Origin of the sequence: Thalassovita mediterranea, assembly GCF_001458435.1 — a bacterium.
In the GTDB taxonomy this organism is placed as follows: Bacteria; Pseudomonadota; Alphaproteobacteria; order Rhodobacterales; family Rhodobacteraceae; genus Thalassobius; species Thalassobius mediterraneus.
The window spans coordinates 351329-363097 of the sequence record NZ_CYSF01000012.1; the positions used below are offsets into that span (position 1 = coordinate 351329).

The following is an 11769-nucleotide window of genomic DNA, read 5'->3' on the forward strand; positions in this document are numbered from 1 at the left end:
CGCGCCCTAGCGCAGTGCGCGCCCCTTTTTGATTGCGTCTTTGCCGAACCGCTCACGGATTGCGTCAGTGGCTCGTTCGGCCTTGCTGCGGGTGACAGCTTGTGGGTCCAAAAGGTCCCCAGCCAGTCCTGCCTGCCGTTCGTCTACCAGATTGGACAGACCCACGCCGATCAGCCGGTAGGGGCCGCGCTGTTCGACGGCGTCAAACAATGCGCGTGCCGCCCGGTACAGGACATCGGCCAGTTGTGTCGGATCATGCAGGGTGTGGCGTCGCGAAATGGTTTTGAAATCATCGGTTTTCAGCTTCAGAGTGACAACGCGCCCAGCCAATTCCTTGGCTTTGGCGCGGTCCGCGACCTTTTCTGACAGACGCCAGATATGGCCATCCAGAATGTCGCGGTCGCCTGTGTCTTCGCCAAAGGTTGTCTCGTTGGAGATCGACTTGATCGGCTCGCGGGCATTGACCGAACGGTGATCTTGTCCGCGGGCCAAATGATACAGGCGGTCACCCATCTGGCCGAACCTTTTAAACAGGTCGTCACGGTCCCAGCGCAGCAGATCTGTAAAGGTGCGTATGCCCGCCCGTTCCAGCGATTCCTGTGAGGCCGCGCCAACCCCCCAGATCATCCGCACGGGCTTGTCCTTCAGGAAGGCGGCTGTTTCCGCCTGACCGATCACCGAAAACCCGCGTGGCTTTTCCAGATCAGAGGCCACTTTGGCCAGAAACTTGTTATGGCTCAGGCCAATGGAACCGGTAATGCCCAGCTCTTGGTGCATGCGTTTGAACAGCCGCGCCAGCATCACTGCAGGTGGGGCGCCATGCAGTTTTTCGGTGCCCGATAGGTCCAGAAACGCCTCATCCAGTGACAGTGGTTGGATCGCGGGTGTCAGTTCTTCCATCATTGCGCGGATTTGGCGTGACACCTCCGCATAGACGTTCATTCGGGGTTTTATCACCACGGCATCCGGGCATAGTTTCAATGCCTTGAACATCGGCATGGCGGAGCGGACACCGCGAATGCGGGCAATGTAGCAGGCGGTCGATACAACGCCACGCCGTCCGCCGCCGATGATAACGGGTTTGGCAGCAAGGTCAGGATTGTCGCGCTTCTCCACAGATGCATAAAAGGCATCGCAGTCCATATGCGCGATCGACAACTGGAACAGTTCGTCATGGGACACAATGCGCGGACTGCGGCAACTGGGGCAGCGCGGCCCCTGATCAAATGTGGTCAGGCAAGTTTTACAAAGGGACGGCATGATGCAGCTGTTGGATAACGGTCAGGCGCCAATGCAGGCAGGATGGGATCAGACGGATATCGCGTTTAAGGGCGCAAATGTCATTCTGTTTGTAGGGGACAGGCTGACCGTATTGCTGCGTGATGACAAGCCCACGATCAATTGGCCGAACCACTGGGATCTGCCTGGCGGGTTGATGGAACCGGGCGAAAGCCCCGCCACCTGTGCGATACGTGAGGTGGCAGAGGAAACGGCGATCACACTGTGTCGGTCTGATTTTACTTGGGCGCGCTGCTTTGTGCGTGAAGGAGAGTTGCCGACCTGGTTCCTCGCGGCCCATCTGCAGGAAACGCGTGCTGCCGAGCTGTCGTTGGGCGATGAGGGGCAGGCGCTGGAACGCTGGCCTGTTGATCACTTTCTGCGCCATCCTCGGGCGATCCCACCTTTCCGCGACCGCCTGAGGATTTATTTAAACGACCAGAACCAGCAGGGTGGTTAAGCGCCGCGAATCTCGGCCAGAATGGCCTCGGCCGCTGCGCGTGGATCGTCGGCTTGCCAGATGGGGCGACCAACAACCATGTGATCCACACCGTCCTTGATTGCCTGTGCAGGTGTGGCGACCCGTTTCTGATCCCCCAGCGCGGCACCGGCAGGGCGGACACCGGGGGTGACGATCAGTTTGCCCTGTGCTTCGGGCAGGGCGCGGATCAAGGCGGCCTCTTGCGGCGAGGCGATGATGCCATCAGCGCCAGCGGCAAAGGCGTTGCCGGCGCGTTCCTGCACCAGATCGCGAATTTCACCCGGTTTGATCAGCGCGCCGTCCAGATCAGCACGGTCGAGCGAGGTCAGGATGGTGACGGCGAGGATCTTCATATCCTTGCCCGACGCGCCTTCTTTCGCGGCTTTCACCACGTACGGGTCGCCATGCACGGTGAGGAAATCCAGATCATACTGCGCCAGACCGCGCACCGCGTTTTCCACCGTGGCGCCGATATCGAACAGTTTCATGTCGAGGAAGATACGCTTGCCGTGTTCTTCTTTCAGCTCATTGGCCAGCGCCAAACCGCCGCCGGTCAGCATGCCCAGACCGATTTTATAAAACGATACGGCATCGCCCAGCTGTTCGGCCAGGTTCAGACCTGCCAATGCGTTGGGAACATCAAGGGCGACAATAAGGCGATCGTCAGACATGGGGGCACTCCTGCGGCTGGATAAACGGGCTTCTTTTGCAGGGAATGCCGGAATTGGTCAAGGCTGATAGGTCAGCGCCACAAGCCTATCGGTTAGGCCAGCGCAGGATCTGCGTCCGCAATGCTGGTCGAGAAAGAGAAGTGGCGCCGACCGGTGCGAAATTCAGGCGCGCAGGCCAGTTGTCGCAGCGCCTCGGAAATCAGCGCAAGACGCGGGTTTTTGGCGCCTTGTTTCGGAACCGAACAATGCATTTCAACGGTGCCTTCCTCACATTCAAACGAAATCAGACCACGCGCCTGATCAGCATTGGTTTTCAGGTCGGACACTTCGATCTGTTTGATGTGCATCTGTTTGCTCTCCCGTTTGGTGGTCTTTGCCTTGCCGAGAAGGGAACCCTTCAAAGCTAAAGATCGCGTTACCTTTCAGAACGGCGCGGGGGGCGGATTTTTAACCCTCTCATTAGTATGTCTGGGGGCGAAACCTCTTGAACCAGCGCGGCCCAAACACCACCTTGGGTATGAGGCCCGAAACCGGGGCGTGCCGCAAAGCGGGCGCATCATCTGACCGGGCGCTTGATAAAAGGAGAGAACGATGGACTTGAGCAAGTTCACGGAGCGTGCGCGTGGATTTATCCAGGCGGCACAGACCATTGCGATGCGGGAAAACCACCAGCGTCTGGTTCCCGAACACCTTCTGAAAGCATTGATGGACGATGATCAGGGGCTGGCCGCCAACCTGATCCGCCGCGCCGGTGGCGCGCCTGAACGTGTGATTCAGGCGGTGGATGCAGCTGTTGCGAAACAACCGTCTATCTCGGGCGATGCGGGATCCATCTACATGGACAACGCCACCGCCAAGGTCCTGTCAGAGGCAGAGGCGCTGGCGAAAAAGGCGGGCGATAGTTTCGTCCCCGTCGAACGTGTGCTGATGGCGCTGGCATTGGTGAAATCCAAAGCCAAGGATGCACTGGATGCGGGCGCGGTCACGCCGCAGACCCTGAACGCCGCGATCAACGACATCCGCAAGGGCCGCACCGCCGATAGCGCCTCGGCCGAAGATGGCTATGACGCGTTGAAGAAATACGCCCGCGACCTAACAGAGGCGGCAGAGCAGGGCAAGATTGACCCGATCATTGGTCGCGATGAAGAAATCCGCCGCTCGATGCAGGTGCTGTCGCGCCGGACGAAGAATAACCCTGTGCTGATCGGTGAGCCGGGCGTTGGTAAAACCGCCATCGCCGAAGGTCTGGCGCTGCGCATCATCAACGGTGATGTGCCCGAATCCCTGCGTGACAAGAAACTGATGGCGCTGGACATGGGCGCGCTGATTGCTGGTGCGAAATACCGTGGCGAGTTTGAGGAACGCCTGAAATCCGTCCTGACAGAGGTGACAGAGGCCGCGGGCGAAATCATCCTGTTCATCGACGAAATGCACACCCTTGTGGGGGCGGGCAAATCCGATGGCGCGATGGACGCGGCGAACCTGATCAAGCCCGCGCTGGCCCGTGGTGAGCTGCACTGCGTTGGCGCGACGACGCTGGATGAATACCGCAAATACGTGGAAAAGGACGCAGCCCTTGCCCGTCGTTTCCAGCCGGTGATTGTCGCGGAGCCGACAGTCGAGGACACCATTTCGATCCTGCGCGGCATCAAGGAAAAGTATGAGGTGCACCATGGCGTGCGCATCTCCGACTCGGCCCTTGTTGCGGCGGCAACCCTGTCGCACCGCTATATCACCGACCGCTTCCTGCCCGACAAAGCGATTGATCTGGTCGACGAAGCCTCTAGCCGCTTGCGGATGGAGGTGGATAGTAAGCCTGAAGAGTTGGATCAGCTGGATCGCCAGATCCTGCAAATGCAGATCGAGGTTGAGGCGCTGAAGCTGGAAGACGACGCTGCCTCCAAGGATCGTCTGGAAACCCGCGAGAAAGAGCTGGCTGAACTGCAGGAACGCAGCGCCACCCTGACCGCCACATGGCAGGCGGGCCGTGACAAACTGGAATCGGCGCGTGAGGTGAAGGAGCTGCTGGATCAGGCCCGTGCCCAGCTGGATATCGCGAAACGTGAAGGTAATCTGGCCCGCGCGGGCGAGCTGTCTTATGGCATCATCCCCGATCTGGAAAAGAAGCTGACCGATGCGGAAACGCAGGAACAGGTTGGCGCCGTGATCGAGGAAACCGTGCGTCCTGAACAGATCGCCACCGTGGTTGAGCGCTGGACCGGCATTCCCACCGCCAAGATGCTGGAGGGTGAGCGTGAAAAACTCCTCCGGATGGAGGAGGATCTGCACGCCCGTGTGATCGGCCAGAACGCTGCGGTGACCGCTGTATCAAACGCCGTGCGCCGTGCGCGCGCGGGGCTGAACGACGAAAACCGCCCACTGGGTAGCTTCCTCTTCCTCGGCCCGACGGGTGTGGGCAAGACCGAGCTGACCAAAGCGGTGGCAGAGTTCTTGTTTGACGACGACAGCGCCATGGTGCGCCTTGATATGTCGGAGTTTATGGAAAAACACAGCGTTGCCCGTCTGATCGGCGCCCCTCCGGGTTATGTCGGCTATGATGAGGGTGGTGTGTTGACAGAAGCTGTGCGCCGTCGCCCCTATCAGGTGGTCCTGTTTGATGAGGTGGAAAAAGCGCACCCTGATGTCTTTAACGTCTTGTTGCAGGTGCTGGACGATGGCGTGCTGACTGATGGTCAGGGCCGTACGGTGGATTTCAAGCAGACGCTGATTATCCTGACCTCGAACCTTGGGGCGCAGGCGCTGAGCCAACTGCCCGAAGGCGCGGACGCCTCGCAGGCCAAGCGCGATGTGATGGATGCGGTGCGTGCCCACTTCCGGCCAGAGTTCCTGAACCGTCTGGATGAAACGATCATCTTCGACCGTCTGGCGCGTGCCGATATGGACGGTATCGTCGATATCCAGCTGCGCCGTCTGGCGAAACGTTTGGCAGGTCGCAAGATCACGCTGGATCTGGATGACGCAGCGCAGACGTGGCTGGCGGATGCGGGCTATGATCCAGTCTTTGGCGCCCGCCCGCTGAAACGGGTGATCCAACGGGCGCTGCAAAACCCGCTGGCTGAAATGCTGCTAGGGGGCGAGGTGAAGGATGGCGATCAGATCGCCGTCAGCGCAGGCGCCGAAGGTTTGATCATCGGTGATCGTGTCGGCGCTACAAACCGCCCACGCCCCGATGATGCAGTGGTGCATTGAGCTGACATATATATAAGTCAAAGGGTCCGCCAATTTGGCGGGCCTTTTTCGTGAATACAGACCTGGAGGAACAGGCATGGGGCAGAAGATGGCGCAGGACACGATGGAGCGGATGAACTGGCAGGCGCTGCTGAACACCGAACGTCCGGGCAAACCCGGGCAGGCAGAGGATCCGGGCCGTCCGAACTACACGCAGGATGCTGACCGCATCACCTTTTCCGCTCCGTTCCGCCGTTTGGCGAACAAGACACAGGTGCATCCGCTCTATGCCAACGACCACCTGCGTCACCGGATGATCCATTCCTCAGAGGTCGCCAGCGTGGGCCGCAATCTGGGTATGCAGGTCGGCCACTGGCTGGAACAGCAGAAAGAGATCGCCGCGGGCGAGGCGCATAAGGTGGCGGGCATCATCCATGCCGCCGCACTGGCCCATGATATTGGCAACCCGCCCTTTGGCCATTCTGGCGAGGCGACGATTGGCGCGTGGTTTGAGCGTCAGTTCGCTAAATCCGAAGGCATCTTTAAGGGTGTTGATGAAAGCCTGTGGGAAGAGTTCACCAAGTTTGAGGGCAACGCCCAAGGCTACCGTATCCTCACCCGCCTGGAGATGTACCGCGGCGACCGCGGCATGGACCTGTCCCATGCTGTCATTGGTGCCTTCACTAAATACCCGATGTCTGCTGCGACCTCTGCCGCATTGAAGGCAGAGGAGGTTGAGAAGGGCACCCCTAAGAAAGACGTCAAAAAGAAACTCTATGCAGGTGCGAAGAAGTTCGGCTTCTTTGAGAGCGAGCGAGAGATTTTCGCCAAAACCGCCAAGGCGCTGGGCCTGTTGGAGGAGCAGGGACCAAAAGCGCAGACATGGTGGCGCCGTCACCCGCTGGTCTTCCTCGTCGAGGCGGCGGATGACATCTGCTATAACATCGTTGACCTTGAGGACGGCTTTAGCGCGGGTGATCTGACTTTTGCTGAGGTGCGCGGGCTGTTGCTGGACCTGATTGAAGATAAGCGCAATACGGATAATGCCCCAAAAGAAGTTTACACAGAGCACACGGATTATGAGCAGATCAGCCATCTGCGTGCGCGGGCCATTGGTGCCTCCATCGGCGCCTGTGTTGAGGCATTCAAAGAAAACTACGACGCCATCATGACTGGCACCTATTCGGGTGAGCTGATTGATGATTCCAAGCTGGGCGCCAAATTCCGCGCCATTCGTGAGCTGGCAGGCAGTCAGCTGTTCACCGCGCCGCGCAAAACCAAGCTAGAGGTGCGCGGCCGCAATGTGATCTGCGCCGTATTGGATGGTATCCTGCCTGTTTATACTTCGTTGAAAGAGGCCGATTGGGATGAGGGTGCGCTGCCGGATTACGAACGCCAATTGGTGCGTGCGATTAGTCTGGACCTGCGCGGTATCAACAGCAACTATGAGGCGCTGCATGCGATGGCCGATTTCGTGTCAGGCATGACAGACCGCTATGCGGTTGAGGTGGCAGAGCTGGTCTCAGGGCGCTGATCGCCGCGCCAAAGCCCCTGAAAGCCCGCGAATGTTTCAGCCTCACCACGTCAATGTGAGGCGATGTTGTTTGGCGTATGTGTCCTTTGTGTCTACCTTCCCGCGTAAGGAACAATAAAGGACACATCTCCTATGGCCGGACGCTGGAAAAACACCCTGACGGAAAATGACGTCACCCCAGAGGCAAACTACCTGTCACGCCGTAGCCTGTTGGCGGGCATGGCGGGGGTTGGTCTGGCTGGTGTTGCGGGGCTGCCAACAGCTGCACGCGCGCAGGGGCTGAAGGCCAACACCTACGAAGAGATCACCACCTACAACAACTTCTACGAATTCGGCACCGGCAAGGATGATCCGGCGAAATACGCCGGTTCGCTGACGACCAGCCCGTGGACGGTGAAGATCGACGGCATGGTCGACAACCCCGGCAACTATCAGTTCGAAGACATCATGGCCAAGATGACCATTGAGGAACGGCTCTACCGTTTCCGCTGTGTTGAGGCATGGTCGATGGTGGTGCCGTGGAACGGGTTTGAGCTGGCCGACCTGCTGAACATGGCAGGCGTGCAGTCGCGCGCGAAATACGTGGCTTTTGAAACGCTGTATCGCCCTGACGAAATGCCGGGCCAGAAAACCCGCGTATTGAAGTGGCCCTACGTCGAAGGTCTGCGTCTGGATGAGGCGATGCACCCGCTGACCATCATGGCCACGGGCATCTATGGCAAAGACCTGCCCAACCAGAACGGCGCGCCGCTGCGTTTGGTGGTGCCGTGGAAATATGGGTTCAAGTCGATCAAGTCGGTGGTCCGCATCACCCTGACCGACAAAGAGCCGCCAACCAGCTGGAACCGTGCGAATGCGCGCGAATATGGTTTCTACAGCAATGTGAACCCCGAGGTGGACCATCCCCGCTGGTCACAGGCCACGGAACGTCGCATCGGTGGCGGTCTGTTCACCAAACGGATCGATACGCTGAAATTCAACGGCTACGAAAAAGAGGTCGCTGGTCTGTATCAAGGCATGGACCTGGCCAAGTTCTTCTAAGGACCGCACGCGCATGATCGACACCCTCAATACATATGCACGTAAACTGCCCGCATGGGCGGTTTACCTCATTGGCTTTGCGCCGATGCCGTTTCTGTTCTGGCAGGGCATCACCGGTGCGCTGGGCGTTGATCCGGTGAAGGCGCTGGAACATGAATATGGTGAACTGGCGCTGCAGCTGCTGGTGCTGGGTCTGGCGATCACCCCTGCGCGCCGTCACCTTGGCCTCAACCTGCTGAAGTTCCGCCGCGCAATTGGGGTTCTGTCCTTCTTCTATGTCTTGGCGCACCTGTTGGTTTGGGCCGTGCTGGATGTGCAGGCATTGGGTGCTGTTTGGGCCGACATTCTGAAACGTCCTTATATCACCATCGGGATGGCTGCCTTTGCCTTGCTGTTGCCGCTGGCGATCACCTCGAACAATCGGTCGGTGCGCAAACTGGGACCGCGTTGGCGTCAGTTGCACAAGCTGACCTATCCAGCGGTGATCCTTGGCGGCGTGCATTACGTCTGGCTGGTCAAAGGATGGCAGGTAGAGCCGCTCATATATATGGCGGTGATCCTCACGCTCCTCGCCCTGCGCGCGCCCAAGAAGCGCAAGGTCCGAGTCGCTGCCTGAATCGGTCCTGCTGACAGTCACTTCTGAAACCCCGCGAGTCGCCCCTGACTCGCGGGGTTTTTCGTTCCCAAAGACCGGGTCTCCCCCGACTCTGTGGGGTCTTCTGTGGATAACCGGTGGAGAACTGGATCCGAGTCGCCTTCAATGTGGTTGAAGAGGGCGGTAAATAGGGCCTCTCAACTTCTCTTATCCTTTAACCAATTGTTTTTATTGTGTTTACAAAAAACTTTCATGTTTTTTGGTTTTTTCTGTAAAAAGCGCTTGCGGGTGGTTTGGAATAACCTTAGAACCCCCTTCACCGGCGGCGCTGAGGCGCACAACGGGGCAGCGGACGGCGCTACGGAGGTACACTCTGGAGGGTTCGGAAGTGAAGAAAATGAGGCAGTGATGAGCGGGCGGCGCTAGAAAGATTTAGCGCAGTCGGTTGTTTTTTGTCTCTGGTGATGACGCAAGTTGTTGCCACGCTCTTTGACATTGATGGTATCTGAAGAGATATGTGGGCGGTTTGGTTCATTCGATGAATGAATGACTGCACATATATCAACTACCTAGAACTTCGGTTCGATGATGGATAGTCAGCTTCACTGTTTGTCGGCTTTCGGTATCTTTTGGTACTGATGTCACAAACAGAGAACGATCCAACCAGCCGGTTGGATCATTTCCAAGTCAATTGGAAAAACAGTATGTGCAGAGGTTCGAACGTCAAGGATAGCAGCGTAAGTTGCTTTCAACTTGAGAGTTTGATCCTGGCTCAGAACGAACGCTGGCGGCAGGCCTAACACATGCAAGTCGAGCGCGCCCTTCGGGGTGAGCGGCGGACGGGTTAGTAACGCGTGGGAATATACCCGACACTAAGGAATAGCCTCTGGAAACGGAGAGTAATACCTTATACGCCCTTCGGGGGAAAGATTTATCGGTGACGGATTAGCCCGCGTTAGATTAGATAGTTGGTGGGGTAATGGCCTACCAAGTCTACGATCTATAGCTGGTTTTAGAGGATGATCAGCAACACTGGGACTGAGACACGGCCCAGACTCCTACGGGAGGCAGCAGTGGGGAATCTTGGACAATGGGCGCAAGCCTGATCCAGCCATGCCGCGTGAGTGATGAAGGCCTTAGGGTCGTAAAGCTCTTTCGCCAGAGATGATAATGACAGTATCTGGTAAAGAAACCCCGGCTAACTCCGTGCCAGCAGCCGCGGTAATACGGAGGGGGTTAGCGTTGTTCGGAATTACTGGGCGTAAAGCGCGCGTAGGCGGATTAGTCAGTTAGAGGTGAAATCCCGGGGCTCAACCCCGGAACTGCCTTTAATACTGCTAGTCTTGAGTTCGAGAGAGGTGAGTGGAATTCCGAGTGTAGAGGTGAAATTCGTAGATATTCGGAGGAACACCAGTGGCGAAGGCGGCTCACTGGCTCGATACTGACGCTGAGGTGCGAAAGTGTGGGGAGCAAACAGGATTAGATACCCTGGTAGTCCACACCGTAAACGATGAATGCCAGTCGTCGGGTAGCATGCTATTCGGTGACACACCTAACGGATTAAGCATTCCGCCTGGGGAGTACGGTCGCAAGATTAAAACTCAAAGGAATTGACGGGGGCCCGCACAAGCGGTGGAGCATGTGGTTTAATTCGAAGCAACGCGCAGAACCTTACCAACCCTTGACATCCTGTGCTACATCCAGAGATGGATGGTTCCCTTCGGGGACGCAGTGACAGGTGCTGCATGGCTGTCGTCAGCTCGTGTCGTGAGATGTTCGGTTAAGTCCGGCAACGAGCGCAACCCACATCCTTAGTTACCAGCGGTTCGGCCGGGAACTCTAAGGAAACTGCCCGTGATAAGCGGGAGGAAGGTGTGGATGACGTCAAGTCCTCATGGCCCTTACGGGTTGGGCTACACACGTGCTACAATGGCAGTGACAATGGGTTAATCCCAAAAAACTGTCTCAGTTCGGATTGTCGTCTGCAACTCGACGGCATGAAGTCGGAATCGCTAGTAATCGCGTAACAGCATGACGCGGTGAATACGTTCCCGGGCCTTGTACACACCGCCCGTCACACCATGGGAGTTGGGTTTACCCGAAGGCCGTGCGCCAACCTTTCGAGGAGGCAGCGGACCACGGTGAGCTCAGCGACTGGGGTGAAGTCGTAACAAGGTAGCCCTAGGGGAACCTGGGGCTGGATCACCTCCTTTCTAAGGATGTATCTAGCAAGAAGAGCTTGCTCTTCCTCGTGATACACTTAGCAAAAGATCAACAAGTCACGTTGATCACTATATCAGGACCAGGCCGTCCTCATATCTCTTCAGGAAGACATCAGACCTACCGGTCTGGACTGGGTCGGTAGCTCAGGTGGTTAGAGCGCACGCCTGATAAGCGTGAGGTCGGAGGTTCAAGTCCTCCTCGACCCACCAAATTCCCTGTCGGGGTTTGATGGGGCCTTAGCTCAGCTGGGAGAGCGCCTGATTTGCATTCAGGAGGTCAGCGGTTCGATCCCGCTAGGCTCCACCATTTGTCTTCACTACCTTAGATCAGAGCGTTCGATTAGATCGTTAAGCACCGCAGCGTGGTTCTTAACCGTCCAATCGGACACGTTGCAGCATCAAAGATGCTGTTCATGACATCGTTTAGAGAGAAAATATCAACAACCTGTTTGATCACCGTAAGTAAGCGGATGATCTCAGTTGGTTCCTCAGTGCTCAAGTAGCCGCAAGGCGGTAGCACACTAAAATGAGGAAGGCGTGATAGAGATTGTTTCCTCGATCTCTATGCAACGTATCCCTGCTGAAACGAACAGAGTTGTCCAAGTCAAGTACACTAACCCGCAAGATCGAGAGATCTTGCATGTTCCTTACCTTCTGCGTGGGGCCGACCGACATCGGCAGCGCAGTCTTTCGGGTAAGGAGCGGGAAATAGTATGCTTTTGATCAGAAAGTGAGCATCCGGTCGAACCAGCCCGGAT

Annotated in this window: 8 protein-coding genes, 2 tRNA genes and 1 rRNA gene; 8 read left to right on the forward strand and 3 right to left on the reverse strand. The window is 57.3% G+C overall.

Features of this window, described 5'->3' with window-relative positions; translation table 11 throughout:
- Nucleotides 1-6: 6 nt before the first annotated feature.
- On the reverse strand, nucleotides 7-1260 hold the full coding sequence (locus TM5383_RS12860) for a DNA polymerase IV (RefSeq protein ID WP_058319432.1): 1254 nt from the start codon (nucleotides 1258-1260) through the stop codon (nucleotides 7-9).
- Here TM5383_RS12860 and TM5383_RS12865 point away from each other — a divergent pair.
- Nucleotides 1259-1738 (forward strand): NUDIX domain-containing protein, encoded by a 480-nt coding sequence (locus TM5383_RS12865; protein ID WP_082645477.1) that lies wholly within the window; start codon nucleotides 1259-1261, stop codon nucleotides 1736-1738. The genes TM5383_RS12860 and TM5383_RS12865 overlap by 2 nt on opposite strands.
- Here TM5383_RS12865 and pyrF read toward each other — a convergent pair.
- Together pyrF and TM5383_RS12875 are read right to left on the reverse strand one after the other, a co-directional pair.
- Nucleotides 1735-2430, reverse strand: coding sequence for an orotidine-5'-phosphate decarboxylase (gene pyrF, locus TM5383_RS12870; RefSeq protein ID WP_058319434.1), 696 nt, complete (start codon nucleotides 2428-2430; stop codon nucleotides 1735-1737). The genes TM5383_RS12865 and pyrF overlap by 4 nt on opposite strands.
- A gap of 92 nt (nucleotides 2431-2522) precedes the next feature.
- Complete coding sequence (locus TM5383_RS12875) at nucleotides 2523-2777, reverse strand: hypothetical protein (protein ID WP_143570237.1); 255 nt, start codon at nucleotides 2775-2777, stop codon at nucleotides 2523-2525.
- A 244-nt stretch (nucleotides 2778-3021) separates the two neighbouring features.
- Between TM5383_RS12875 and clpB the strand changes: the two genes are divergently transcribed.
- The 7 genes from clpB (at nucleotide 3022) to TM5383_RS12910 (ending at nucleotide 11318) form a co-directional block, all read left to right on the forward strand.
- Nucleotides 3022-5640, forward strand: a complete 2619-nt coding sequence (clpB, locus tag TM5383_RS12880) for an ATP-dependent chaperone ClpB (RefSeq protein ID WP_058319436.1) — start codon at nucleotides 3022-3024, stop codon at nucleotides 5638-5640.
- A 76-nt stretch (nucleotides 5641-5716) separates the two neighbouring features.
- Nucleotides 5717-7153 carry a dGTP triphosphohydrolase gene (gene dgt, locus TM5383_RS12885; RefSeq protein ID WP_231725154.1) on the forward strand — a complete coding sequence of 479 codons (1437 nt, stop codon included), beginning with the start codon at nucleotides 5717-5719 and terminating at the stop codon, nucleotides 7151-7153.
- A 132-nt stretch (nucleotides 7154-7285) separates the two neighbouring features.
- A complete protein-coding gene (msrP, locus tag TM5383_RS12890) occupies nucleotides 7286-8194 on the forward strand; it encodes a protein-methionine-sulfoxide reductase catalytic subunit MsrP (RefSeq protein WP_058319437.1) in 909 nt (302 codons plus the stop codon).
- A 13-nt stretch (nucleotides 8195-8207) separates the two neighbouring features.
- Nucleotides 8208-8810 (forward strand): protein-methionine-sulfoxide reductase heme-binding subunit MsrQ, encoded by a 603-nt coding sequence (gene msrQ / locus TM5383_RS12895; protein ID WP_058319438.1) that lies wholly within the window; start codon nucleotides 8208-8210, stop codon nucleotides 8808-8810.
- A 728-nt stretch (nucleotides 8811-9538) separates the two neighbouring features.
- A 16S ribosomal RNA gene (locus TM5383_RS12900) occupies nucleotides 9539-11002 on the forward strand.
- Between the two features lie 142 nt (nucleotides 11003-11144).
- Nucleotides 11145-11221: transfer RNA gene (locus TM5383_RS12905), tRNA-Ile, on the forward strand.
- Between the two features lie 21 nt (nucleotides 11222-11242).
- A tRNA-Ala gene (locus TM5383_RS12910) sits at nucleotides 11243-11318 on the forward strand.
- Nucleotides 11319-11769 lie beyond the last annotated feature (451 nt).